The organism is Amycolatopsis sp. NPDC051102 (assembly GCF_040682815.1).
GTDB lineage: Bacteria > Actinomycetota > Actinomycetes > Mycobacteriales > Pseudonocardiaceae > Amycolatopsis.
This window is the reverse complement of the sequence record NZ_JBFBBT010000012.1, coordinates 232809-257210: the sequence shown is the minus strand read 5'-3', so window position 1 is coordinate 257210 and position 24402 is coordinate 232809. Positions and strand designations below refer to the sequence as shown.

Annotated in this window: 27 protein-coding genes and 1 pseudogene; 11 read left to right on the top strand and 17 right to left on the bottom strand. The window is 72.2% G+C overall.

Annotated elements, in window-relative coordinates; translation table 11 throughout:
- Positions 1–91: 91 nt before the first annotated feature.
- The 7 genes from AB0M93_RS30810 to AB0M93_RS30780 all read right to left on the bottom strand — a co-directional run bounded on the left by AB0M93_RS30810 (position 92) and on the right by AB0M93_RS30780 (position 5387).
- The gene (locus AB0M93_RS30810; protein WP_364279584.1) at positions 92–658 is read right to left on the bottom strand and encodes a cadmium resistance transporter; all 567 of its coding nucleotides are present in this window, start codon (positions 656–658) and stop codon (positions 92–94) included.
- 210 nt (positions 659–868) lie between these two features.
- A complete protein-coding gene (locus AB0M93_RS30805; RefSeq protein ID WP_364279535.1) occupies positions 869–2317 on the bottom strand; it encodes an aromatic amino acid lyase in 1449 nt (482 codons plus the stop codon).
- Positions 2314–3321, bottom strand: coding sequence for an ornithine cyclodeaminase family protein (locus AB0M93_RS30800; protein WP_364279532.1), 1008 nt, complete (start codon positions 3319–3321; stop codon positions 2314–2316). The genes AB0M93_RS30805 and AB0M93_RS30800 overlap by 4 nt, the downstream gene beginning before the upstream one ends.
- Entirely contained in the window at positions 3318–3860 is a 543-nt protein-coding gene (locus tag AB0M93_RS30795; protein ID WP_364279529.1) for a YbaK/EbsC family protein, read from the bottom strand. Before AB0M93_RS30795 ends, AB0M93_RS30800 begins: the two co-directional genes overlap by 4 nt.
- A gap of 52 nt (positions 3861–3912) precedes the next feature.
- Positions 3913–4206: a DUF2516 family protein gene (locus AB0M93_RS30790; RefSeq protein WP_364279527.1), complete on the bottom strand. Its 294-nt coding sequence runs from the start codon at positions 4204–4206 to the stop codon at positions 3913–3915.
- An 84-nt stretch (positions 4207–4290) separates the two neighbouring features.
- A complete protein-coding gene (locus AB0M93_RS30785; protein ID WP_364279525.1) occupies positions 4291–4980 on the bottom strand; it encodes a hypothetical protein in 690 nt (229 codons plus the stop codon).
- Positions 4977–5387, bottom strand: a complete 411-nt coding sequence (locus tag AB0M93_RS30780; protein WP_364279581.1) for a helix-turn-helix transcriptional regulator — start codon at positions 5385–5387, stop codon at positions 4977–4979. Before AB0M93_RS30780 ends, AB0M93_RS30785 begins: the two co-directional genes overlap by 4 nt.
- Before the next feature lie 144 nt (positions 5388–5531).
- On the opposite strand from AB0M93_RS30780, the gene AB0M93_RS30775 reads away from it, so the two are divergent.
- A complete protein-coding gene (locus AB0M93_RS30775) occupies positions 5532–6680 on the top strand; it encodes a methyltransferase domain-containing protein (RefSeq protein WP_364279522.1) in 1149 nt (382 codons plus the stop codon).
- Positions 6681–6690: 10 nt separating this feature from the next.
- Here the strand turns inward: AB0M93_RS30775 and AB0M93_RS30770 are convergent, their stop codons facing one another.
- From AB0M93_RS30770 to AB0M93_RS30760, 3 genes are read right to left on the bottom strand one after another with little or no spacing between them, the layout of a single operon-like run.
- Positions 6691–7305 carry a nucleoside kinase gene (locus AB0M93_RS30770; RefSeq protein WP_364279520.1) on the bottom strand — a complete coding sequence of 205 codons (615 nt, stop codon included), beginning with the start codon at positions 7303–7305 and terminating at the stop codon, positions 6691–6693.
- A 1-nt stretch (position 7306) separates the two neighbouring features.
- Complete coding sequence (locus tag AB0M93_RS30765; protein WP_364279517.1) at positions 7307–7699, bottom strand: zf-TFIIB domain-containing protein; 393 nt, start codon at positions 7697–7699, stop codon at positions 7307–7309.
- Positions 7700–7706: 7 nt separating this feature from the next.
- Entirely contained in the window at positions 7707–8075 is a 369-nt protein-coding gene (locus AB0M93_RS30760) for a VOC family protein (protein WP_364279514.1), read from the bottom strand.
- Between the two features lie 83 nt (positions 8076–8158).
- On the opposite strand from AB0M93_RS30760, the gene AB0M93_RS30755 reads away from it, so the two are divergent.
- Positions 8159–8620 (top strand): CGNR zinc finger domain-containing protein, encoded by a 462-nt coding sequence (locus tag AB0M93_RS30755; RefSeq protein WP_364279511.1) that lies wholly within the window; start codon positions 8159–8161, stop codon positions 8618–8620.
- A 212-nt stretch (positions 8621–8832) separates the two neighbouring features.
- Here AB0M93_RS30755 and AB0M93_RS30750 read toward each other — a convergent pair whose 3' ends face one another.
- Positions 8833–10131 (bottom strand): DUF445 domain-containing protein, encoded by a 1299-nt coding sequence (locus tag AB0M93_RS30750; protein WP_364279509.1) that lies wholly within the window; start codon positions 10129–10131, stop codon positions 8833–8835.
- Between the two features lie 29 nt (positions 10132–10160).
- Here AB0M93_RS30750 and AB0M93_RS30745 point away from each other — a divergent pair, with 29 nt between their 5' ends.
- Both AB0M93_RS30745 and AB0M93_RS30740 read left to right on the top strand, forming a co-directional pair.
- Positions 10161–11327 carry a pyridoxal phosphate-dependent aminotransferase gene (locus AB0M93_RS30745; protein ID WP_364279506.1) on the top strand — a complete coding sequence of 389 codons (1167 nt, stop codon included), beginning with the start codon at positions 10161–10163 and terminating at the stop codon, positions 11325–11327.
- 743 nt (positions 11328–12070) lie between these two features.
- Positions 12071–13387 (top strand): hypothetical protein, encoded by a 1317-nt coding sequence (locus AB0M93_RS30740; RefSeq protein ID WP_364279504.1) that lies wholly within the window; start codon positions 12071–12073, stop codon positions 13385–13387.
- Positions 13388–13882: 495 nt separating this feature from the next.
- On the opposite strand, the gene AB0M93_RS30735 is transcribed toward AB0M93_RS30740, so the two are convergent.
- Positions 13883–15337 (bottom strand): PLP-dependent aminotransferase family protein, encoded by a 1455-nt coding sequence (locus tag AB0M93_RS30735; RefSeq protein ID WP_364279501.1) that lies wholly within the window; start codon positions 15335–15337, stop codon positions 13883–13885.
- 61 nt (positions 15338–15398) lie between these two features.
- On the opposite strand from AB0M93_RS30735, the gene AB0M93_RS30730 reads away from it, so the two are divergent.
- Positions 15399–16037, top strand: a complete 639-nt coding sequence (locus AB0M93_RS30730; protein WP_364279498.1) for a hypothetical protein — start codon at positions 15399–15401, stop codon at positions 16035–16037.
- Here AB0M93_RS30730 and AB0M93_RS30725 read toward each other — a convergent pair.
- Together AB0M93_RS30725 and AB0M93_RS30720 are read right to left on the bottom strand one after the other, a co-directional pair.
- Positions 16016–16543 carry a Clp protease N-terminal domain-containing protein gene (locus tag AB0M93_RS30725; RefSeq protein WP_364279495.1) on the bottom strand — a complete coding sequence of 176 codons (528 nt, stop codon included), beginning with the start codon at positions 16541–16543 and terminating at the stop codon, positions 16016–16018. The two genes, AB0M93_RS30730 and AB0M93_RS30725, sit on opposite strands and share 22 nt — an antisense overlap.
- Positions 16543–16752 carry a sigma factor-like helix-turn-helix DNA-binding protein gene (locus AB0M93_RS30720; RefSeq protein WP_004559389.1) on the bottom strand — a complete coding sequence of 70 codons (210 nt, stop codon included), beginning with the start codon at positions 16750–16752 and terminating at the stop codon, positions 16543–16545. The genes AB0M93_RS30725 and AB0M93_RS30720 overlap by 1 nt, the downstream gene beginning before the upstream one ends.
- Before the next feature lie 91 nt (positions 16753–16843).
- Between AB0M93_RS30720 and AB0M93_RS30715 the strand changes: the two genes are divergently transcribed.
- Positions 16844–17629: a protein phosphatase 2C domain-containing protein gene (locus AB0M93_RS30715; RefSeq protein WP_364279492.1), complete on the top strand. Its 786-nt coding sequence runs from the start codon at positions 16844–16846 to the stop codon at positions 17627–17629.
- A gap of 36 nt (positions 17630–17665) precedes the next feature.
- Positions 17666–18232: pseudogene (locus AB0M93_RS30710) on the top strand (DUF998 domain-containing protein); the annotation flags it as partial.
- 78 nt (positions 18233–18310) lie between these two features.
- On the opposite strand, the gene AB0M93_RS30705 reads toward AB0M93_RS30710, so the two are convergent.
- Positions 18311–19339 carry a D-cysteine desulfhydrase family protein gene (locus AB0M93_RS30705; RefSeq protein WP_364279489.1) on the bottom strand — a complete coding sequence of 343 codons (1029 nt, stop codon included), beginning with the start codon at positions 19337–19339 and terminating at the stop codon, positions 18311–18313.
- A 28-nt stretch (positions 19340–19367) separates the two neighbouring features.
- Entirely contained in the window at positions 19368–19925 is a 558-nt protein-coding gene (locus AB0M93_RS30700; protein ID WP_364279486.1) for a dihydrofolate reductase family protein, read from the bottom strand.
- Positions 19926–20049: 124 nt separating this feature from the next.
- On the opposite strand from AB0M93_RS30700, the gene AB0M93_RS30695 reads away from it, so the two are divergent.
- Genes AB0M93_RS30695 through AB0M93_RS30685 form a run of 3 tightly spaced genes read left to right on the top strand, consistent with a single transcriptional unit; the run spans position 20050 to position 22834 of the window.
- Positions 20050–21426: an amidase gene (locus tag AB0M93_RS30695; RefSeq protein ID WP_364279483.1), complete on the top strand. Its 1377-nt coding sequence runs from the start codon at positions 20050–20052 to the stop codon at positions 21424–21426.
- A complete protein-coding gene (locus AB0M93_RS30690) occupies positions 21393–21968 on the top strand; it encodes a TetR family transcriptional regulator (RefSeq protein WP_364279480.1) in 576 nt (191 codons plus the stop codon). The genes AB0M93_RS30695 and AB0M93_RS30690 overlap by 34 nt, the downstream gene beginning before the upstream one ends.
- Entirely contained in the window at positions 21968–22834 is an 867-nt protein-coding gene (locus tag AB0M93_RS30685) for an oxygenase MpaB family protein (protein WP_364279477.1), read from the top strand. The genes AB0M93_RS30690 and AB0M93_RS30685 overlap by 1 nt, the downstream gene beginning before the upstream one ends.
- Positions 22835–22934: 100 nt before the next feature.
- On the opposite strand, the gene AB0M93_RS30680 is transcribed toward AB0M93_RS30685, so the two are convergent.
- Entirely contained in the window at positions 22935–23486 is a 552-nt protein-coding gene (locus tag AB0M93_RS30680) for a CGNR zinc finger domain-containing protein (RefSeq protein ID WP_364279475.1), read from the bottom strand.
- Between the two features lie 53 nt (positions 23487–23539).
- Between AB0M93_RS30680 and AB0M93_RS30675 the strand changes: the two genes are divergently transcribed.
- On the top strand, positions 23540–24391 hold the full coding sequence (locus AB0M93_RS30675) for an alpha/beta hydrolase (protein ID WP_364279472.1): 852 nt from the start codon (positions 23540–23542) through the stop codon (positions 24389–24391).
- Positions 24392–24402: the final 11 nt, after the last annotated feature.

Sequence of the window (24402 nt, the reverse complement as noted above, 5' to 3'; positions counted from 1 at the left end):
CTCCACTTCACATCCGGAGGCCTTCACCTGTCAGCACGACAGGCCACCACCAGGTCACCTCAACTCAGGACAACGTCCCTGGACATCACACCTAGAACGCGCCGAGCAGGATCAGCACGCCGAGCGCGATCAGCACCGCCGGCAGCACGATGTGGCCCCACTTCGCCAGGACGCGACCGACGGCCGGTCGCGTTGCCAAGAACCGGCCCGCGACGCACCACACCGCCACTCCTGCCAGGAACACCACCACGTAGCTCACCAAGCCCGCGGGTCCGGTCGCGGCGAACGCGGGGACGTACACGCCGACGTTGTCGCCGCCGTTGGCGAAGCACACCGTCGCGATTCCCAGCAGGCCCGTCGCCGTCGGTGGCTCGTCGGCGTCCTGGTGCCGTGCCTGCCAAGCCGCGCGGATTCCCAGCAGCACCGGTAGCACGCCCAGCCACCGGACGGCGCCGTCCGGCAACAAGCCTGCCCCGAGCGCTCCCGCGACCGACACCGCCAAGATCGCCGCGAAGCCGAGGAACTGTCCGCCCACGACCTTGAGCTCGCCGCGGCGGCCGGCCGGCGTCTGGCCGAAGAACACCGCGAGCAGCACGAGATCGTCGACGTTCGTCACCGCGAACATCGCGGCCGCGCGCCCGAGCAACCCGATGTCCACGTCCGCCTTCCCGCACACCTCGATCAACCTGTGTCCAGTCATACCTCCTCGTCGCCGGATTCCGTCGCACCCCGGTGGGCGCTCACCGACGAACGTAGCTCCCCGCTCGGCCGCGCTATCCGTTTCGGCCGTGTCCGGCGGCCGGTTGTCCACATCTGGGCAACTATGTGGACAGCTCAGGAATCCCTTGCCAACAAAGGGGAATCGACGTCAGCCGAGCGTCGTCAGGTCGTCGAAGGACGCCGCTCGGCAAGTCGCGATCAACTGCTCGACTTCGGGCCCCAGCGGACGGTCCTCGGCCAGCGGCGGCACCACCGACCGCACCCACCGATAAGCCGCGCGAAGCCCGGACGCGCCTTCACCGCCGGCCAGCTGCCGTGCCTGGGACGCCGTGATCAGCTCGCACGCCGTGATCGCGAAAAGCCGGCCGGCCGCCGCGCGCAGCTGCTCGCCGGCCGCCGCCGCGAACGCCTGGACGTCCTCCTGGCCGGCCGATGTGTCGATCGAACCGAGCGTCGCCGGGGTCGCGAGCCGGCGCAGGGCGTGCAGTTCGCCCGCCGCCCGCTTGTGCAGCGGGACCAGGCCCGCCTGCGGTCCCGGATCCGCCGTGAGCTGCGCCGGGAGCCCGCTGAACCGCTCGTCCAGCAGGCGGTGCGTCCGCTGCACCGAAAGCTCGCCGAGGTGCACCAGCGCCGCCGTCACCGCGTCCATCCGCAGGCCCAGGTCCACCGCGTGGTAACCCGTTCCGGGGATGAACGAACCGTCGACGAAAGACGGCGAATCACCCGGCATCGTCGCCCAGCGCCGCCAGGTTTCGCGCAGGTCGGCATTGACGCGAGACGCGTGGGCGAGGGCCCGCGGCGCCACGCGCACCGACAGCGGCGCCTGCACGACGCCGGCCCGCACCGGACCCGTCCCGGCCAGCGAGTTCAGCTCGTGCAGCAGGGTTTCCAAGTGATCGTCGCCGCCCGCCATCACCGGTGAGAAGACGTCGCGCGGCGCGCCGAGCACGTCGATCGCCATGGCTTCGGTGAGCGTCTGCAGGTCGATGAGCTGCCGGGTTTCGGTCCACCCGCGCTGCGCGTGCATCACCGCCAGTGGAGACCCCTGAAGCAGCGAAGCACCTTCTTTCGGCCCAAGGACATAAGGCGCGACGCTGCGGCGAGCGAGCGCCGAAGCGGCCGGCACCTCGACGCCGTCCTCCAGGACCGTGCCGATGCCGAGGAATGTCTGGAACGCGTGCGACAGCGCGATGATCTCGCCCGAACTGCCGAGGCCGAACCGCGGGACGGCGGGCGTGAAGCCGTCGTTCAGGCGGTCCACCAGGAACTGCACCAGCTCCGGGCTCACCCCCGACCACGGCCGCAGGAAATCCCGCAGCCGGACGACGAGCAGGGCGCGGACGTCCTCGGGCGGCAGCCACGGCGGCCCGCCGACCGCGCGGCCGACCAGCAGGTTGCGCTGGTGCTCCGCTTGCTGCCGCGCGTCGAGGGCGACGCCCGCGAGCCTGCCCATCCCGGTGTTGACGCCGTAGACCGGTTCCGCGCGGTCCGCAAGGGCGGTCAAGAGCTCTCTGCGGCGCGCGGAAAGCGCGTCTACCAGCGGTTTGTCCAGAACCAACCGTTCACTGTCAGCGAACTCGCTGTCGGAGACAATCATCGGTAGGGCAGCATGGTGCCGACGCCGGAAGCCTCGGCACGGGCGAGGATCATGTCCGCCACCGCAACGTCCGTTGTGGACAGTCCGCGGTGCCAGAACAGGATCCGTTCGGCGTCGTGCTCGCGGCCCGGCTTCTTCCCGGCCACGATGTCGCCGATCTCGGCGTGGACCCCGTCCGCGGTGAGGAGGCCGGCGTTGAGCTGCGGGCGCAGGGCGCCGAACCGCGGGTTGCCGGACTGCGATTCGCGCCAGTCGTCGACCACGACCTTGTCGATGTCGTCGAGCAGCGTGAGCTCGAGCGCGCTGATCGTGCCGTAGGGCACCAGGAAGGTGCCCGGCCGGAGGAACTCGCGCCGCACCAGCGGTTCGGGCTCGACCAGCCGGGATGCTTCGACCTGGATGTCCGCGCCGTCCAGGGTCTCCTCGGCCGTGGCGCAGACGCGGACGTCCTTGCCGAGCCGTTCGGACAGCCGGCGGCCGAAGTCTTCGCGCGACTCCGGGCGCTTGCTGGTCACGCGGATCTCGGCGAAGTCGAACAACGAGTCGAGCAGCACGACGTTCCACCAGGCGGTACCGCGCGCGCCGATGTGCCCGAGCACCCGGGAGCCGGGGCGGGCCAGGTACTTCGCGCCGACGGCGGTCATCGCGCCGGTGCGGGCCTCGGTGATCATCGTGCCGTCGACGATCGCCCGCGGCATGCCGGTGTCCGGGTCCAGCAGCAGGATCAACGCCATTTCCGAAGGGAGGCCCCGTTCGAAGTTCCCCACGAAGTCACCGACGACCTTCACGCCACTGACCTGCTTCGCGGACAGGTGGCCGCGAAGGATGTTGAAGTGGCCCTTGCCGCCGTTGTCCGGCACGAGGTGCGTACGCGGCTCGAAGACGACCTGACCGCGGCCGTGGTCGGCGAGCACGTCCTCGACCGCACCGACGATGTCGGCGTCGGTGACGCCGAGCGAGTCGATGTCGGCGCCGGTCAGGTACCGGAGCCAGACGGACGTCACCGGGCGAGGTCCTCGATGACCTCGGCGCCGGGCAGGGCGGCCAGCGCGGCGCCGGAGATCAGCAGCTTGCTGCCGCGGATCCCGCTGCCGACGACGAGCTCGGGTGCGTCGGCGACGCGCCGGTCGATCAGGACGGGCCACTCGGCGGGCAGGCCGACGGGCGTGATGCCGCCGTACTCCATCCCGGTGAGGGCGACGGCTTCGTCCATCGGCGCGAACGACGCCTTGCGGACGTCGAGCCGGCGCTTGATCAGGCCGTTGACGTCGGCGCGGGTGGTCGCGAGCACGAGCGCGGCCGCGAAGCGGACTTCGCCCGCGCGCTTGCCGGCGACGACAACGCAGTTCGCGGACGCTTCGAGCGGCGAGCCGTAGGTCTCGCAGAAGGCGGCGGTGTCGGCGAGCGCGGGGTCGATCTCGGCGACGCCGACGGCGTCCGGGTCGGCGAGCGCGGCGAGGGCCTTGGCCACCGGCTCGGCGAGCAGGTCAGTACGGGTGGGAGCGGGAACGACGGTGAGGCTCCCGGCGATCGTCCAGGTCACGACCCCATTAAAACAGCGCCTCCGCCGAAGCGGGCCGGCGTGGGGCGGCCTCTCACCAGCTGGAGCCGCCGCGCTGGACTTCGATCAGCTTGGGGCGGACGTCCACGATGTAGACCAGGGCCGCGGCCATCGCCGGGACCCAGAAGATCATTCCCGGGCCCATCACGTTGAACAGCGCCATCGCGAGGGTTGCGCCACCGGTGATCAGCATCCAGATGGGCTTGGTCTTGCGGTCGGCCGCGGAGTACGCGTCGGCGCGCTGGAGCAGCGCGTGCACGAAGGCGAAGAGCCCGACCAGCGCGCTGCCCCAGTGGATGACATTGAGGATCCAGATGGCGACTAGCACAGCGACAGCTTACGGCAAACCGCCCGAACGACCCCGGCCCCGCCACCGGGGGTGCGGTGGCGGGGCCGGGTGTTCACGGCGTCTTTACTTGTCGGTCTTCGGCGCGGCCGGCTTCTTCGCGGCGGCGCTCGTGGTGGTCGACGTCGTGGTGCGGCGGGCCGGGGCGGCCGTCTTCGGGGCCGTCTTGTTCGCGACCTTGCGGCTGGCCGACCGGGTCTCGTGGGCGACGTCGTCACCCAGCTCCTCGATGGCCTCGGCCGTCTCGCCGGCGACCTCGGTCACCTTGCGGGCGGTCTTCTCGCCGGCCGAACGGGTGCGCTTGGTCACCTTGGCCAGCACGCCGTCGACGCGCTCGCGGACCTCGGTGGTGACGTCTTCGACCTGACCCTGCGCGGTGGTCAGGGCCTCTTCGAGCTGCTCGATGGCCTTCTTGACCTGCGGCTGCGCGGCGATCTTGTCCCACGCCTGCTCGCCCGACTCGGCCAGCTTGTTGTACAGCTTCAGGGCGGCCTCGGTGTACTCGTCGATGACCTTGCGCAGCTCGGCCGGGTCCAGCTTCTCGCGGAGGCTCTCGACGTCGGTCGGCAGCTCCTGCAGGTTCTTGCGGGCGACCTCGCCGCTCTTGGTCACGTTCTCCTTGGCCTTCGCCACGGCGTCGGTGACGGCGTGGGTGGCCAGGTTGCCGGCGCCGAGCGCGGCGAGCAGCGGCGTGCGGACCTGGTCGAGGGCGGTGGTGACGGCCTTCTTGACGTCTTCGGTCTTGGGGGTGGTCATGCTGACTCCTCGGTTTTCGCGGCTGGTGTGCTGTCTGGGGCGGGAGCGGCGGCCGGCCGTGCCGCGGCGTTCTCCCGGCGGAAGGACTCGTAAACGTCGAGCAGGACCTGCTTCTGCCGTTCGGTCAGCTCGGCGTCGGCGCGGATCGCGTCGCCCACCGGCCCGCCCGTCGGCAGGTCGAGGATCCCGGCCTGCACGTACAGCGCTTCCGCCGAAATGCGCAGGCCCTTGGCGATCTGCTGCAGGATCTCCGCGCTGGGCTTGCGGACCCCGCGCTCGATCTGGCTCAGGTACGGGTTGGACACTCCGGCGAGCTTCGACAGCTGGCGCAACGAGATCTTCGCGGTGTTGCGCTGCTGGCGGATGTACTCGCCGATGTCGGAAGCGATGTCCGCGACCTTCTCCATGGGACCGCCGGATCCTGACGTCCCACCGGTTTCCGTCATCCGGTCACCTCCTTCTGACACCTTCGACGGTACGCGCGAGTGCTAGCTATTGCAAGCACTCTGCTTGCAACCATCGGGTGTGACGCGCACCGCTACCGTGGTGCCATGACGCGCTCGGCCCGGCTGCGGCGGCGCCTCGTCGAGCAGCTGCTCGACGAGGACGTCCTGCACGCCCCGGAGTGGATCGCCGCCTTCCGCGCCGTTCCCCGCCACGTCTTCCTGCCGCGGTTCTTCGTGCCGGCGGGCGGGCTGTGGGCGGCGGTCGCGCGCGGCGACCCGGGCTGGCTGGAGACCGTCTACTCCCGCGAGGTGCTGGTGACGCAGCTCGACGACGGCCCGGAGCGCTGGGAGCTCGCGCGGCGCACCGGCCCGGTCGCCGGCACGCCGACGAGCTCGTCGAGCATGCCGGCGATCATGGCGATCATGCTCGAAGAGCTGCGGGTGCGTGACGGGCAGTGCGTGCTCGAGATCGGCACCGGCACCGGCTACAACGCCGCCCTGCTGAGCCACCGCTGCGGCGCGGGCCAGGTGTCCACAGTGGACATCGACCCGGTGATCGTCGCGGCGGCGCGCGAGCGGCTGGCCGCGGCGGGGTACCGCCCGGCGTGCGCGGTGGGCGACGGCGCGCTCGGCTTCCCGGCCGGCGCGGTCTTCGACCGGCTGCTGTGCACGGCTTCGGTGTCGGAAATCCCGCCGGCCTGGCTGGCGCAGACCGCGCCGGGCGGCCTGATCGTGACGACGCTGAACCGCCCGATCGGCGCCGGGCTGGTCCGGCTGGTCGTCGGCCGGGACGGCGAGGCGCAGGGCCGCGTCCTCGCGCGTGACGGCCGCTTCATGCCGCTTCGCGCGCATCGGCTGCCCGACGCCGCCCCGCTGCCGATGCCGTCCCGCGGCGACTGGGAGCAGACGCGGCTGCCGATGTCGACGGTGCTCCAGCCGCGCAAGCAGTTCGAGTTCTTCGCGGGACTCGCGCTGCCCGGCGTCCGGCCGGTGCGCGAAAGCGACGACGACGAAGCGCCGGGCGTGGCCCTGGTCCACCCGGACGGCTCGTGGGTCCGCCACCGCAAGCGCGGGGGCGCCGACGAGGTGGCGCAGGGTGGCCCGCGTGCGCTGTGGGAGATCGCCGAGGCGGCCTACGTCGAGTGGTGCGAGCTGGGCAAGCCGGACCGCGACCGGTTCGGGCTGACGGTGACGCGCGAGCACCAGGAGTTCTGGCTCGACGCCCCGGACGGCCGCGCCTGGCCGCTCACCTAGCTCACCTGGCTCACCTGGGCAGCCGCGCGCGGATCCACCGCTCCGCGTGATCGGCCGTCGCCTCCCGGGAGACGTCGGTGGTGTCGAAGACGTCGACGCCGAGGCCCGGCGCCGACTTCCGCAGCCAGTCGTTGAACTCCAGCATTTCGTCGATCCGCGGCTCGTCCCACTCGCGCCAGGCCGGCCGCGCCCGCAGCCGGGCCCGCAGCGACTCCGGCGACCCGACCAGCGCCAGGTAGTGGATGTCGCTGAAGAACGCGCGCTCCGGCAGCGGCTCGAACTCCGGTGGCGCCACCGTCCCGCACAGCACGACCGGGCGGCCGTTCTGGTGCAGCATCGCCGCCATCCGCAGCCAGACCGAGCGGAACGCCGTGACGTCGTCGCGCAGGGCGTCGATCCAGAGGACGTCCTGGTCCAGCAGCACGACTTCGCCGGCGAACCGCTCGGCCAGCAGCGGCCCCATCGTCGACTTCCCGGCGCCGCTCGGGCCGGTCAGCGCGAACAGGGGCAGCTTCCGGAACGGCCGCTCGTGCCCGCACTTGGGGCACGTGAGGACGGCGCCCGCGACGGCCGGGCGCTCGGCCAGCTCGCCACACGCCGAGCAGATCCGCAGGTCGAGACCCATTTCAGTCGAACAGGTTCTCGAGGAAGCTGCGCTTGCGGTGCCCGTGCCCGTACGGGCGCGGCGAGTCCGGGTGCCCGCGATGGGGCCGCGGCGAGTCCGCGTAGCCACCGCGGTACGGCCGTGGCGAGTCCGAGTACCCGCGTTGTGGCCGTGGCGAGTCCGGGTAGCCGCCGCGGTAGGGGCGCGGGGAGTCGGGACGGCCGTGTCCGCCCTGGTAGGGCGGCGGCTGCTGCCCGTAGAACGAGCTCTCCGCACCGACGATCGCCTCGAGCTCACCGCGGTCCAGGAAGATGCCGCGGCAGCCGTCGCACTGGTCGATGTGGATGCCGTTCTTGTCGACGGTCCGCATCTGGTTCTGACACTTCGGACAAATCACACCGCCGAGCCTACGCAAAAACGCGTCAGCAGGCGCACAGGCAGAACGGGTGCCCCACCGGATCGGCGTAGACGCGGAACGTCTCGGGCTTGTCGTCGAGCAGCTTCGCCCCCAGGCCGAGCACGCGCTCGTGCGCCGCCTCCAGGTCCGTGACGTTCAGGTCCAGGTGCAGCTGCTGCGGGTTGTCCGCGGACGGCCACGCCGGCGGCCGGTAGTCGGGCACCCGCTGGAACGCGAGGCCCGCGCCGCCTGCCGGGTTGGCCAGCGTCACCCAGTGCCCGTCTTCGGCGCCTTCGGGGGCGTCCCACTCCAGCACCGAGCGGTAGAACTCCGCCAGCGCCACCGGGTCCGGGCAGTCGAGGGCCACCACACCCAGGGTCGGTACCGCACTCATCGTCGCTCCCTTCGATCCTGAGTAACCAGTGAAGCGATTATGTGGGTTAGCTCGCGTGGAGGCAACCGCCGTACACTCGGCAAGTGCACACCGACGCCTCCCTCGTGGTGGAGTTCCTCAACACGGTCAACGTCGAAGAGGGCACTGACCTGCTCGAAGATCCCGAGCAGTGGCACGGGTGGGCGGCCGCGCACGCGTTGACGGCCAATCCGGCCGCCGAGGCCCAGGCGGCGCGGGACGCCCTGCGCGCGGCGATCGGCGACCCGCGGCTGCCCGGCGGCAGCGTCGACGTCGGCACCCGGATCTCCCTGACCGAGGACGGCCCGGCGCTTATCGCGGACGACGTCGTCGGCGCGGTGTTCGCGGCCTGCGCGCGGCTGGTGGTGCGCGGCGACTGGATCCGGCTGAAGATCTGCCCCGCCGACACCTGCCTGTGGGCGTTCTACGACGAGTCGCGCAACCGCTCGCGGACGTGGTGCTCGATGCGCGTCTGCGGCAACCGGGAGAAGGCGCGGGGCTGGCGCGCCCGCGCCGCGGCGGGCTGAACGCCCTCATCCGAGCGGCGGACCCTCGATCGGCTGTGGACAACTTGGGGACTGAGCACCACATATCCACGCCCCCGGCGGCCCCGCCCCCACACGTTGTGGACAGCCGTTAGGCCATCACCGTGAAAAGTTGTGGATAACCCGGGGGATAACTCAGCTTCCTGTGGACAACTGGTTTGAAACTCCCCCGGGTGTGGTATAGGTACTGGCCCTCAGAACAGCAGCTCCGCCACGGCGTAGATGACGAGCCCGGCGAGGGCACCCACGACCGTGCCGTTGATCCGGATGAACTGCAGGTCGCGGCCCACCTGGAGCTCGATCTTGCGGGACGTCTCCTCGGCGTCCCATCGCTCGACCGTGTCGGTGATGATCGTGGTGATCTCCCGTGAGTAGTTCTTCACGAGGTACGCGGCGGCCCCCTCGACCCAGCCGTCGGCCTTCGACCGCAGCTGGTCGTCGGTGATCAGCCGCTGCCCCAGCGAGGTGAGCCCGAGCCGGACGCGCCGGCGCAGCTCGCTCGACGGGTCCTCGGCCGCGGTGAGCAGCATTTCCTTCGCCGTGCTCCACGCCGAGCCGATCAGCCGCTGCACCTCCTCGTGGTGCACGATCTGGCCCTTGACCTGCTCGGCGCGGGCCATCACGTCCGGGTTGGTCTGCAGGTCCTGGGCGAACTCGCCGAGGAACTTGTCCAGCGCCAGCCGCATCGGGTGGTTGACGTCGGTCTTCACCGCCCACGCGAAGGACAGCACCTCGCCGTAGACCTTGTCCGCGAGCATCTCGTCGACGAACTTCGGCGACCAGCTCGGCGCCCGGTCCGACACCACGCGCAGCATCGTCGTGTGGTTGTCGCGGACCCACTCGTAGGCGCGGTCGCACATCAGGTCCACGAGCTTGTGGTGCGCGCCGTCGGCGAACACGCCCTGCAGGATCTTGCCCAGCGGCGGGCCCCACGGCTTGTCGATGATCCGCCGCGCGACGGCCTGCTCCATGATCGCCTGGATGTCCTCGTCGCGGAGGACCTTCACGGCGGCTCGGACGGCCGTGGCCAGCTCGGACGTCACGCGCTCGGCGTTGTCCGGCTCCGCGAGCCAGCCGCCGAGGCGGCGGGCGATCTCGACGCGCTTGAGCTTGTCGCGCACGACCTCCTCGGAGAGGAAGTTCGAGCCGACGAAGTCGCCGAGGCTGTTGCCGAGCGCGTCCTTCTTGTTCGGGATGATCGCCGTGTGCGGGATCTTCAGCCCGAGCGGGTGCCGGAACAGCGCCGTGACGGCGAACCAGTCGGCCAGCGCGCCGACCATGCCGGCTTCGGCCGCGGCCCGCACGTAGCCGACCCAGCCCGGCCAGCCTGCCGACTGCGCCCAGCTGGTCAGCAGGAACACCAGCGTGGCGCCGAGCAGGAACGACAGCGCGACCAGCTTCATCCGGCGCAGCGCACGCCGCTTTTCCTCTTCACCGGCCGCGCCGCCCGGTGGGTCGGCGGGCGTCACCTTCGCGGGGGTCAGTTGCTCCACATCGCCATTGTCCGTGAGGATGGCTGATCGTGCGCGAACCTGCTCTCGTCCCCCGGCTCCGGCCGTTCACCTCGACCATCTTCGCCGAGATGACGGCGCTGGCCGTCCGGCACGACGCCGTCAACCTCGGCCAGGGCTTCCCGGACACCGACGGCCCGGCCGGGATGCTCGAAGCGGCGAAGAACGCCCTGTTCGGCGGGGCGAACCAGTACCCGCCGGGGCCCGGACGGCCCGAGCTGCGGGCCGCGATCGCCCGGCACCGGCTGCGCTACGGCACCGACTACGACCCGGACACCGAGATCCTGGTCACGGCGGGCGCGACCGAGGCCATCGCGGCGGCGTTGCTGGCGCTGACCGAGGCCGGCGACGAGGTGATCGTCATCGAGCCGTACTACGACTCTTACGCCGCCGCGGTCGCCATGGCCGGCGCCGAGCGGCGGGTCGTGGGCCTGGTCGAGGGCCCGGACGGCCGGCTCGGCCTCGACGTCGACGGCCTCCGCGCCGCCGTCACGCCGCGGACCAGGGCGATCCTGGTCAACTCGCCGCACAACCCGACCGGGACCGTGTTCACCCGCGCCGAGCTGGAAGCGCTGGCCGCGCTGTGCGTCGAGCACGACCTCATCGCGATCTGCGACGAGGTCTACGAGCACCTGGTCTTCGACGACGCGGAGCACATCCCGCTGGTCACGCTGCCCGGCATGCGGCCGCGGACGGTGAGCATCTCGAGCGCGGGCAAGACGTTCAACTGCACCGGCTGGAAGATCGGCTGGGTCTGCTCGACGCCGGAACTCGTCGCCGCGGTGAAGGCGGCGAAGCAGTTCATCACCTTCGTGTCGGGCGGGCCGCTGCAGCCGGCCGTCGCGCACGCGCTCGACCACGAGCTGCCCTGGGTCGACGGCCTGCGCGCGTCGCTGCAGGAGAAGCGCGACCGGCTTTCGGCCGGGCTCGCGGACGCGGGGTTCGCCGTGCGGCCGACCGCGGGCACCTACTTCGTCTGCGTCGACGTGCGGCCGCTCGGCTTCGCCGACGCCGCGGACCTCGCGTGGGAACTGCCGGGCCGGGTCGGGGTCGCGGCGGTGCCGGTGAAGGTCTTCACCGATCACCCGGACGAGTGGAAACACCTGCTGCGTTTCGCGTTCTGCAAGCGCAACGAAGTGATCGACGAGGCCATCACCCGATTGCGCAAACTGGTCTGACGACCGCGGCCGGGCTTGAGTAGATCTTTCCCGGCCCGTTCCGCGGCGGCATCGTGGGCGAGCGCGGCCGCCTCAGGGCGGCGACGGCGCCGGGGCCGGCCCGGCGGGCGTCCACCACTTGCCACGGTCCGTCGTCACGCTGCGCGATCACCGTGACGCAGTCCGCGACGGACGCGAAGGCCGTCGGACGTCCGCGGCGCGCGCCTCCGCCTGCCGACGCTTCGCCGCGCTTGACACCCTCCGGCGGCGCCGGCGCGCCGCTTCGCGCTCACGGACCGCAGCCGGATTCGGACCAGCCCCGCGGGAAACGTTTTCGGCCCAGCACAACCGAAGCCGGACGCGGAACCCGTTCGGCCCAATGACCGACCCCCGTCCCGGATGTATTTGCGGTCACTCGGCCGAAACCGCGGTGCGCACACGGAACGAGACCGAACCGGTACGCCTCGCGATCGAAGCGCGCGAAACATCAGGTCAACGTCGGCGGCTGCAACTTGCACCGCTCCTCCGAATGGCCGCAGGGAAGCACCCGAACGGCACTGAGAGTGATCAACTTGTCGGCCGCAGATGCATTGCCCGGTAGGGCTGTTCCGCCTTGCGGGCTGGATCGAACGCGGGAGAGATGAAAGACTCCCGAGCGGTGCTAGAACGAGTGCAGCCTCGGGGGAACTGCGACCTGGCCGGAGAAAGACCCCAGCAAGAACAGGTTCGAGCGAGAGCCTCAGGCGCGGACGGTGGTGGTGGCGGTGAGCAGCACGGCGTACGTGCGCCGCGGCCCCGCTCGGCCTGCGCTCACAGCGGGTGAAACCGGCTCGTACGCGCGCGGGCGCACGCCGCGGCCGTGGGCGGCCTCGCTGCAGCGGCCCGCCACCAAGATCCTGTTCGCCGGCGGCCTGAGCCTCGCGGGCTGGCTGCTCGGCGCCGCCCTGACCAGCGGCTCCGCGTCGGCGGCCGAAGCGCCGGGGTGCCCCGAAGCCCCCGTCGTCTCCACTGTGGACCACGCCGCGAAGCCGCTCCTGCCGGCCGGGCACCGCAAGCACCACCACGAGACCGGCACCGCCGCGTGCCCGGCGCAACCGAAGGCCGACACCACCGACACCGCCGACGCACCGGCCGACGAGACGTCGCAGCCCGCTGAAACGCCGGCGACGGTCGAGACCACAAAGGACCCCGAGGCGCCGGCGGCCACATCCTCCGAAGATGGCCTGGTCGGCGGGCTCGTCGGCGGCACGCTCAAGGCGGTCACCAGCACGGTCGAGACCACAAAGGACACCCAGCCGGCCGCCACCACGAAGGCCACGTCGTCCTCCGGCGGCGGCCTGGTGAACAACCTGGTCGGCGGCACCCTCAACGCCGTCAGCAGCACGGTCGAGACCACAAAGGACTCCACGACGGCCGCTCCGGCCGGCGGTGACCTGCTCGGCGGGCTCGTCGGCGGCGTCCTGGACGTGGTCAGCGGGACGCTCTCCACCGTCACGGGCACCGTCGGCGCCCTCACGGACACGCTGTCCCACACCGTGCTCGCACCGCTTACCCAGCCGTCCGCGAGCAACCCGGACGCGCCCGTGCTGCTGCCCCTCGACGACCTGCTGAACCCGGTGCTCGGCGGTTCGAACTCCGGCGGCGTCACCGCGACCGTCCCCGTCGTGACCACCGTCGTCACCGAGGCGCCGGCCACGGCCACGGCCGACCAGGCCGGCACCGCCGCGACCGCCGAAGCGGCGGGCCAGCAGCAGACCACCCGCGTCGCCGTCCCGCACCTGGCCGTCCGGCACGCGGACGCGCTCGCGGCGGTCCGGGAACAGCCGCGCGACTCCGGCACCCACGCCCGCAACGGTGGCGGCGACTCCACGCCCGGCCTGCCCGGTGGCACCACCGCCCCGAGCGCACCGGCTCCGACCGCCGCTCCCGGCCACGACGGCCCCGGCGGCGCCCGCCACACGTTCGCCGTCCACACCGACGACGTCACCACCACGCAGCTCAAGCTGATCGGCACCAGCCGCGACCACGAGGTCGACGGCGCGGGCCGGGAAGCCGCCCTGCCCACCACCTCCCCGGACTGACGCCGCACCCGGCTGCCGGGGACAAGTGCGCCCAAACCAAGATCGACTTGGTGCGCTCGCACGCCGTTGAGGCGTGACAAATCCCCTGCTCCAGTACGTGATCCGTGGTTCTTTCACGTCTCGTGACGCCGTAGCGCGTCCGACGTACCCCCAGGGGCGAAACCCATGCGAAACCCCAGTCTTTCCGACCGGCCGACCGCGCCCGGCCGGGTCGGATCCCGGTCCCGGCGTCGCGCTGCCCCCGCGACGCCGGGACCCACACCGGGCGCGCTCCGGGAGCCCTTGCTCACCGCGCCGAGCGAGGACTCGCAGTACCGAGAGCGCACCTGAACCGCCGGCTTCCCGGCACGTCGAGGGGCGGTGCCGGGAAGCCGCGGTACCCGCGAACGGGGTCACGTCCGTGAGCGGGGGTGTGGAACAACGAACCGGTGCGCTGGATGCACCCGAACGCCGCCCATCCCTGGGAGCAGGCTCGCATCCAGCGCACCGGTTCGTTCACGCTATGGGGACGTCCAGCGACGCCGGTGTCCCCCGGACCGACGCCTCGGCCGCGCCGAGCCGGCGGATCGCCTCGTAGATCTTCTCCGGCGGCAGCGCGAACGGCAGCCGGATCCAGCGCTCCAGGCCGCCGTGGACCCCGAAGCGGGAGCCCGGGGCCACCTGGATCCCGTGGCTCGCCGCCGCCACGGCCAGCCGGGAGCTCACCGGCTCCGGCATCCGGCACCACAGCGACAGGCCGCCCTTCGGCGGTGTGAACGTCCAGTCCGGCAGGTGCTTCTCCACCGCGGCCGCCAGCGCGTCGCGGTGGACGCTCAGTTCCTCGCGACGGCGGGCCAGCGCCGCCCAGCCGTCAGCCTCCAGCAGTTCCGAGAACACGACCTGCTCGAAGACCGGCGAGCCGAGGTCCACGGCGTAGCGCGCCGAAACCAGCCGGCCGAGCAGGTCTTCCGACGCACGGATCCAGCCCATCCGCAGGCCGCCCCAGTGCGATTTCGACGCCGAGCCGACGCAGATCGCCAGGTCGCCGGCGAACGCGGCCAGCGGCGGCGGCCCGTCGAGCGGGTCGCCTTCGAGGTCCAGTTCGACGAGCGTCTCGTCGACCACCACCGGCGTCCGGGCCCGGGCGAGGACCGCGCCGAGCTGTTCGCGGCCCCCGGCGTCCAGGCGCAGGCCGGTCGGGTTCTGGAAGTCGACCACGAGGTAGGCCAGGCGCGGTGACGCCTGGCGCAGCACCGCGTCGACGCCGGCGATGTCCCAGCTGCGAACGCCGGTCGGGTCGAGCGCCACCGGCACCGGGATGGCGTGCGCGGCCCGGATCGCTTCCAGGGCGTTCGGGTACGTCGGCTGCTCGACCAGCACCCGGTCGCCCGGCCCGGTCAGCATGCGCAGGACCAGCACGAACGCGTGGTGCGCGCCGTTGGTGACCATGATCTGCGCGGCCGTCGTCGGCAGCCCGCGCTCGGTGTAGCGCCGGGCGATCTTCTCCCGCAGTGCCGGCAGGCCGCGCTCCTGGTAGCCGTGCTGGCCGAGGTGGTCGACGAGCGCGCAGCGGGCCGCGTCGACCGCCGCGATCATCCCGGGCGGGGCCGACGGCGACGCGTGGGCGAAGTCGATCAGGTCGTCGCCGTCCGGCACGACGGCGTCCCGGCGACGCCGTCCGGGTGCGGTGACCCACGAACCGGCACCGCGCCGGCTGGCGACGAACCCGTTCTCGCGCAGCCGGTCCAGTGCCGCGCCGATCAGCGTGCGGCTCGCTCCGAGCGCGTCGGCCAGCTCCCGCTCGGCGGGCAGCCGGGTGCCCAGCGGGAGCTGGCCGTCCAGCACCTGCAGCTCGATGGCGGCGGCCAGGTCGGCCGCCCCCTGCCGCGAACCACCTTGCCGCCACGAGCCCAGCATGGCGGCCAATCGCGGACCGGAGATGCGTCCACCCAGCGGGATCAGCGGTTCCATCAGGCCAATATCTCAGAATTGGCTATGGTTTACCAGGCCACCTGTCCCCGATAGTGGACACGTGACTCAGATCGATCTCCGGCCCGTCCGGATCACCCGTGACCCCGCCCGGCGCAGCGTCCAGCTGCTGGCCGGGCTCGCCCTCTACGGCGCCAGTGTCGCCCTCGTCACCCGGGCCGGTCTCGGCCTCGAGCCGTGGAGCGTGCTGGCCGACGGCGTCCGCAAGCACACCGGCCTGACGTTCGGCACGGTGACGGGCCTGATCTCGGTGGTCGTGCTCCTGCTGTGGTTCCCGCTGCGCCAGCGGCCCGGGATCGGCACGATCGCGAACATCGTGGTCATCTCCGTGGTGGTCGACGTGGTCCGCGCGGTCGTGCCGGACCAGCACGCGCTCGGCTGGCAGATCGCGCTGCTGGCCGGCGGGATCGCGCTCAACGGCGTCGCGACCGCCACCTACGTGGGCGCGCGGCTCGGCCCGGGCCCCCGCGACGGCCTGATGACCGGGCTCGCGGCGCGCACCGGCTGGTCGGTCCGGCTGGTGCGCACCGGGATCGAGGTCACCGTGGTGGTCGCCGGCTTCTTCCTCGGCGGGAAGGTCGGCGTGGGCACCGTGCTCTACGCCCTCGCGATCGGCCCGCTGACCCAGGCCCTGCTGCCGCTGGTCGTGTGGCGCGACCGTCAGCCGGCCTTGCGTTCCTGAACGACCCGGCGCAGCGTCGCGTAGTCGGCGCCGCGCCGGGCGAGCACTTCTTCGGTGCCGCGCTGCTGCGCCAGCGCCAGCAGGATGTGCTCCTGGCCGAGGTGCCGGTCCCCCAGCCGGACCGCCTCCTTGAGGCTCAGTTCCAGGGTCTTCTTCGACTGCGCGGTGAACGGGATGTGCCCGCGCTTGGCCGGGCCCAGCCGCCCGGCGAGGGCGCCTTCGCCGTGGGTCTGCTCGATGCGTTCGACGATCTGCTCGACGTCGATGCCGAACTCGGTCAGCGCCTCCGCGTCGGCGTCGCTGACCCCGCCGCGGCGCCGGGTGCGGGCCAGCTCCGCGGCGATGTCGTCGGCCGAGACGCCGAGCTCGGTGAGCAGCGGGACGTCCGCCTTGACCAGCCCGGCCAGCAGGTGCGCCGGCCCGATCTCCACCGAGCCGGACTGCCGCGCCACGATCTGCGCCTCGACGACGGCCATCCGCGCGTCCGCCGTGAACCTTTCGAACATCAGTGCCTCCCGTACTTCTTGTGCACGGCCTGCCGGCTGACCCCCAGCTCGGCGGCGATCTCCTGCCACGACCAGCCGTGCACCCGCGCGCTGCGCACCTGCACGGCCTCCAGTTGTTCCAGCAGCCGCCGGAGCGCGGCGACCGCACGCAGTCCCACCCGGGGATCGCGGTCGCCGGCCCGGGCGGCCAGGTCTGTCGCTTCCGTCATGCCTGTCAACCTACGTTGACATTCGGCGCATGTCAACTTCGGTTGACACGTTCAGCGCGAAGCCACCGGACGGGCGACGTACAGTCGGGTGATGCCCGAGATCGCGATCGCCGAACGGGCCGGGGTGGGCGCGGACGGCCACCCACGCCCCACCGAGGACCACGTCGTCGTGCTCGACAACGCCGTGCTCGTCCTCGACGGCGCCACCTCTTCGGACCCCTCGCAGCCCCCGGGCGGCTGGTACGCCGAACGGCTGGCCAGGCGCCTCGCCGACGACCTCCGCGCGGCACCCGCGGCCGACCTGACCGGCGTCCTGACCCGCGCGATCGCCGCGGTGACGGCGGAGAACCGGCTGCAACCGCAGCAGTCGCCGTCCAGCACGGTCGCGGCCGTGCGGTGGCTCGACGACCGCGTCGACGCGCTCGTGCTGGCCGACAGCCCGGTGATCGGCTTCGGCGGCTTCGGCGTCGACGTCGTCTCGGACGACCGGCTCGCCCGGCTGCGGCGGCGCGGGATGCTCCAGACCGGCGCCGACGTCCGGCGCCGGCGCAACGCCCACGACGGCTTCTGGGTCGCCGAAGCCGACCCGGGCGCCGCCGCGCACTCGGTCCGGCGCAGCTGGCGGCGGGCCGACATCGATGCCGTCCTGCTCGCCAGCGACGGCGTTTCCATCGGCGTCGACCAGTACGCGCTGTTCGGCTGGCCGGAAGTCCTCGCGACCGCCCGCGCCGACGGGCCCGACGCCGTGCTGGCCGCCGTCCGCACCGCGGAGAAGCAGGACCCGGACGGCGAACGCTGGCCCCGCCCGAAGCGGCACGACGACCAGGCGCTCGTCCTGGTCGACTTCACCTCCGGGGGAATTCAGGGTCTTCCCTGATCACGGGCGTGCCGTCCGGACGGGAACCTGGACGGCATGGGGACCGAACAGGGGAAACGCACCAGACCGTGGCGGCTCGTCGCGCTGGGCGCGATCGGGTGGGGGCTGTTCACCGCCGTGGTGCTGCACATCATCAGCTCGCACAACCCGGTGTACGACACGCTGTCGAGCTACACGGTGACCGACCGCGGCGAAGGGATGCTCGCGGCGAGTGTGCTGTCGCTGGCCGTCGGGTCGCTCGCGGTGCTCGGCGCGCTGCAGGTCGCCGGGGTGCCGCTGTCGCGGACGACCCGGCTGCTGCTCGCGTTGTGGGCGCTCGGGCTGGCCGCGGCCGCGATCTTCCCGGCGAGCTACCCGGAGGCGCCGGACCCGGTGAGCGGCGAAATCCACCTCTACGCGTGCCTGGTCGCCTTCTGCAGCCTGCCTGGCGCGGCGATCTCGCTGCTGGAAGCGCTGCGGGGGCGGCCCGAGCGCGCCGCGCTGCTCCGGTCGATCCGGCTGAGCGCGGGAGCGTTCGCGCTGTTCGCACTGAGTTTCGTGTTCGTGCGGTTGAGCGAGGCCGGGATCGAGCCGTTCCGCGAGATCTCCGACGCCTTCCCGATCGGCGTCATGCAGCGGCTGCTGCTGCTCGCCGACATCGCGCTGCTGGGCACGCTGCTGTGGCTGGCGACCCGGCTCGAGTCAGCTTTCGACGGCCGCCGCGAATTCGGGCGCGTAGCCGTACAGGCCGGGCATGCCGCCGGTGTGCAGGAACACCACGTGGTCGTCCGGGGCGAAGTGGCCGGCCCACTCGATCAGCGCGGCGGCCACCTTGCCGGTGTAGACCGGATCGAGCACCACGCCCTCGGTGCGCCCGAAGAGCCGTAGGGCGTTCCAGACGGCGTCGGTCGGGATGCCGTAGCCGGGGCCGAGCGTGGAGTCGCCCATTCTCGTGTGGGCGAGCGACGGCGGTTCGACGCCGAGAAGCTTGGCCGCGCCGTCGACGAGGTCTCGGAGGTTCTCCGTGGCCTCGTCGAGCGGGTGGCTGACGCAGGCGATGCCGACACCCAGGTTCTTGAGGAGTGCGGTGCCCAGCGCGACTCCGGCCGCGGTGCCGCCACTGGCGTGCGGGACGACCAGGTGGGCGCGCTCGATGCCGCGCTCTTCCAGCTGTTTCGCGAGTTCGTGCGTGGCGCGGACGTAGCCGAGGGCGCCGAGGTCGTTGGAGCCGCCGACCGGGATGGTGGCCACCTTCCGGCCGTCGGCGGCGGCTTCGGCGACCAGGCGGTCGTAGGTGCGGCCGGTCTCCTCGCCGTCGGCGCAGACGTGGACGGTCGCGCCGAAGAGCCGGTCGAGGGGCAGGTTGCCGCCGCGTTCATACGCCTCGCCGTCGCGCGGGACCTTGGCGGTGAGCACCAGGTCGCAACGCAGGCCGAGCTTCGCGCACGCGGCGGCGGTCTGCCGGCCGTGGTTGGTCTGCAGCGCGCCGAAGGTGATCACGGTGTCCGCGCCGGCCTCGCGGGCGGCGCCGAGGTGGTACTCCAGCTTGCGGAGCTTGTTGCCCCCGGCGCCCATCGGGTGCACGTCGTCGCGCTTCAGCCAGAGGTTCCGCAAGCCGAGTGCTTCGCCGAGCCGGGGTGCCGCCTGCAACGGCGTCGGCCAGCCGCCCAGGTCGACGCGGGGGATCGCGGCCAGGGCGGCGTCGGGGAATCCGGCGAAGTCGAACGTCATCGGCCCTCCAGGATCGGCTTTCTAACCACTATATGGGGTTAAGCACCTCGAAGCGGAGCTCGGTGATCCCGCCGGCTTCGCGAGCGGCTATCCGGCGGAGCGCGACGCCGTCGAGGCCGGGATCGCCGAACAACGGCAGCCCGGCGCCCAGCAGCACCGGGGCGATGTCGACGTGCAGCTCGTCGGCCAGCCCGGCCCGCAGCGCCTGCCGGACCGTGCTCGCGCCGATCACCTTGACCGCCCGGTCGCCCGCGGCCGCCTTCGCCTGCGTGACCGCCGAAGCGATCCCGTCGGTCACGAAGGTGAAGGTGAGGTGCTCGTCCTGCGCCGGCGGCACCTCCGGCGGCGTGTGGGTGACGACGAAGATCGGCACCTGGAACTCGTAGTTGCCGACGTACCAGTCCGGGTCCGCCGCCATCGCGTACGTCCGGCGGCCGAGGACGACCGCGCCGGTCTCGCGGATCAGCTCGGTCATGTGGTCGCTGCCGGCGGACGTGGCGGGACTGGAAAGCCGGGCGGTGCCTCCGTGGCGGTCGGCGACGAAGCCGTCCAGCGACATGGCCATCCCTGCGTGTACCTGAGCCATCGATTTCTCCTCGTGTGGTCGTCGAGAGGCAGACGGGCCGGGCGCCGGAACTCGTCGGCAGTGGCCGGAGCCCGAGCCATCGGGTAACGTTCGTTCGAACGAACGAGAACCTTCGGGGGCCGCCATGACCGCTATGAGCCTCGACTTCACGGGCCTCGCCGCCCAGGCCGCGCTGCTCGCCGCGGGCGAAGTCACCTCCGCCGAGCTCACCGCGGCCGCGCTCGGGCGCGCGCAGGCGAGCCAGCCCACGCTCAACGCCTTCCGCTACCTGCGCGACGAGGACGCCCTCGCCGAAGCCGCCGAGGCGGACCGGCGGCTCACCGCCGGGGACCGCGCGCCGCTGCTCGGCGTCCCGATCGCGATCAAGGACGACGTCGACCTCACCGGCCTGCCCACGTCCTTCGGCTGCCCCGGCGAGTTCCCGGTCGCCACGTCCGACGCGCCCGTCGTCGCGCTGCTGCGCGAGGCGGGAGCGGTCATCATCGGCAAGACGAACACCCCCGAGCTGGGCCAGTGGCCGTTCACCGAAGGCCCGGCCTTCGGCGTGACGCGCAACCCGTGGCACCCCGGCCACACCCCCGGGGGTTCTTCGGGCGGGAGCGCGGCCGCGGTGGCGTCGGGGGTCATCGCGGCCGCGCTCGGGTCCGACGGCGCCGGTTCGGTGCGGATCCCCGCCGCGTGGACCGGGCTGGTCGGCGTCAAGACCCAGCGCGGGCGCATCCCGACCGGCGGCGAGCTGTTCCACGGCCTGACCGTGTTCGGCCCGCTGGCCCGCACGGTCGGCGACGCGGCGCTGCTGCTCGACGCCGCGGCCGGCACCGGCAGCACGTTCCAGACCGCCGCGGCCCGCGAACCCGGCCGGCTGCGGATCGGGCTGTCGACGCGGATCCCGTTCACCGCCACCAAAACCCGGCTCGACCCGGTCGTCGAAGCTTCCGTGCGCCGGCTCGCCGAGTCACTGGCCGGGCTGGGCCACGAGATCGTCGAGCTCGAGCCGGACTACGGGCTGATCGGGCTGACGTTCCTGCCGCGCTCGCTGACCGGCGTCCGCGACTGGACGCTGCGGGTGCCGGACCGGACCGGGCTCGACCCGCGCACCCGCAGCAACGCCGGCCACGGCCGCCTGCTGGGCGGGCCCGCGCTGCGGCTCGCGCGGGCCCTCGAGCCGGGCCTGCACCGGCGGATCGGCTCGGTGTTCGGCCGCGTCGACGTCTTGCTGACGCCGACGACCGCGACCCCGCCGCCGCCGGTCGGCACGTTCGACGGGCTGTCCGGCTGGGAGACCGACCAGGCCATGATCGCCGCCTGCCCGTACGCTTGGCCGTGGAACGTGCTGGGCTGGCCGGGGGTCAACGTCCCGGCCGGGCTCACGGCCGGCGGGCTCCCGCTCGGGGCCCAGCTGCTCGGCCCGTCGCACGCCGAGGAGCGGCTGATTTCGCTTGCCGCGCAACTGGAAGAGGTCGAACGGTGGCCGGAGCGGCATCCCGAGACAAGCTGGTAAGCACCCGGGACGCCATCCTGCGCGGCGCGCTGACGGTCGTCGGCGAGCACGGCGTGGGCGGGCTGACGAACCGCCGGATCGTTGCGGCCGCCGGCGTCTCCCTCGGCACCCTGACCTACCACTTCGCGAGCCAGACGGCGTTGCTGCGCGAAGCGCTGCTGATGTTCGTCGAGGAGGAGACGGCGAAGCTCGGCGCGATCGTCGACGGCTACCGGGCGCAGGGCCTGAGTGTCGAGCAGGCGGCGTCGGTGGTCGAGAGCGTGATCGCGCAGCTCCCGTTCGGCGCGGACGAGCTCGGCGCGCACGAGCTGTACCTGCAGTCCGCCCGGGACCCTGAGCTGCACGAAGCGTCGTCGCGCTGCTTCGCGGCGTACGACGAACTGGCCGTGACGATCCTGGCCGCGTTGGGTGTGCCGGACCCGCAGCGGCTGGCCGGCCCGGTGGTGGCGCTGATCGCCGGGTTGCAGCTGCGGCGGCTGGCCACCGGCGAAACGGACACCCCGGTGGCGGAGCCGTTGATGATGCTGATCCGCGGCGCTTGATGGCCCCACCGGTCGTCCGCGGCACGGCGGCGTGGCGGTACTTCGGCGACGTCCGCGACGCGCTCCTGGCCGGCCAGGTGCTGGTGCTGCAGGTGGCGCACCCGGTCGTCGCGGCGGGCGTGCGCGACCATTCGGACTACCGGTCGGACCCCTGGACGCGCCTGATGCGGACGGTCGCGTCGCTGTCGATCTACGTGTACGGCGGCACGGCGGGCGCGCAGGTGGAGGCGGCGCGGTTGCGGTCCTTGCACCGGACGTTCACGGGGGTCGCGGACGGACGCCGTTACAGCGCTTTGGACCCGGCGGCTTATGCATGGGTGCACGCGACGCTGGTGAAGGCTCCGGTTGACGCACAACGGTTTTTCGGCGTGTGTCTGTCCGAAGTGGAGCTGGAGGAGTACTACGCGCAGATGTGCGGCATCGGCCGGCTGCTCGGGGTCCGGGAGCAGGATCTGCCGCCGGACTGGGCGGCGTTCGAGCGGTATTACGACGCGATGGTGGCGGGGTTCGCGACGAATCCGACGATCGAGACGCTGCTGGAGACGTTCCGGACGGTCCCGAAGCCGGTGGAGTGGCTGCCGGATTCGTGGTGGCGGTCGGTGCAGCGGGGGCAGTTGTTTCTGATCCGGGCGACGTTGCCGGCTTCGCTGCGCGAGACGCTGGGTCTGGAGTGGACGGTCGCGGACCAGCGGCGGTTCGAGCGGTTCGCGCGTTGTGTACGGGTGGCGGGTGCGGTGGTCCCGGCCTGGTTGCGGACGGCGCCGATGCGGTGGGTCGGGAAGCTCAACGTGTGGTTTCGCGCGCACCCGCGGGTATATCGGGTATTGGCACGGGAGGACGGTCCGGGCGCGAAGCCGAGGTTTTGACCGCCCACTTGGGTCGGCGTGTGTGACGGGAGGGTCGACACGCGTGATTGGAGAGTCGACACGCGTGATTGGAGAGTCGACACGGGCATCTCGGTGGGGGTCAGTCGCGGGTGAGGGTGCGGGCGTAGTGGGCGCGGGCCTTTGCGCGGTTTCCGCAGCGGGCCATCGAACACCACTGGCGGTTGCGGCGGGGTGAGGCGTCGCAGAAGCGCTGGCCACAGTCGTCCGCCGCGCAGATGCGGACCGCCGCGTCGCTTGTCGCCAGGTCGATCGCGTCCGCTGCCAGGGCCGCGAACGCGGCCGCCACCGGGTCCTTCGGGGCCGGGACCTCGCGGCGCAAGCCGTCGCTCGTCAGGACCAGGCGCGGAGGCGGTGCCGGTGCCGAGGCCGCCGCGTTGTTGACCAGCTCGACGTCCATCTCCGACGGCTCCTCCGGCGGCAGCAGCACCCGGTCGATCGCCTCCCGCAGCGCCTTCGCCGCCAGCACGTTGCCCGCCGTCACCGGGACCGGGCCCGTCGTGAAGCCCGCCAGCGACAGCCACTCCGCCAGCGCGTCCGGGCCCGTCAGCAGCTCCACGCCGTCCTCGTGCCTGCTGCGCAGCGTGTTGACGAGGTCGAGGCACGGCCGTCCGCCGTCGAAGACCCACTCCATGTCCTCATTCTAACCCTTGAAGACAGTTAGAAGCAGCGCTACCGTCTAACCCTATGAACCGGTTAGACAACATGGCCACCGTGAACGGCATCCGCATGCACTACCTCCGCGCCGGCGACGGGCCGCCGCTGTTCCTGCTGCACGGCTGGCCGCAGACGTCGCACTGCTGGCGCAAGGTCATCGAGCCGCTCGCCGAGACCCACACCGTGATCGCCCCCGACCTGCGCGGCTACGGCCGCACCGACAAGCCGAAGTCCGGCTACGACAAGCGCACGATGGCCGCCGACGTCGCCGCGCTCGCCGACCACCTCGGGTTCGCGAAGACCGCCGTCGCCGGGCACGACCGCGGCGGCCGCGTCGCCCACCGCTGGGCCCTCGACCGTCCCGACCAGGTCGACCGCCTCGCCGTGCTCGACATCGTGCCCACCCGCGCGATGTGGCAGCGGCTCGACGTCGTCGCGAAGCCGTCCTGGCACTGGCTCTTCCACCTCCAGCCGGACCTGCCGGAACTCCTCGCGGGCCAGAACATCGCCGCCTACCTGGGTTACTTCTTCGAACGCTGGACCTTCCAGCGCCACGCCCTCGATGCCGACGCGCAGGCCGAGTACGTCCGCGCCTTCTCCCAGCCGGGAGCGCTCCGGGCCGGTTTCGACGACTACCGCGCCTCCTTCCCCGACGACGCCGAACTCGATGACGCCGACTTCGCCGCCGGAAAGCGCGTCACCCAGCCACTTCTCGCGCTCTGGGGCGCGAACGGCCTGGTCGGCACCCTCCCCACGCTCGAGATCTGGCGGGAGTACGCGGACGACGTCACCGGCGAAGCCCTCGCCGACTGCGGGCACTTCCTGCCCGAGGAACAGCCCGAAGAAACCGTCGCCCACCTGCGGCGATTCCTGCGGCCCTGAGATTCCCGGGG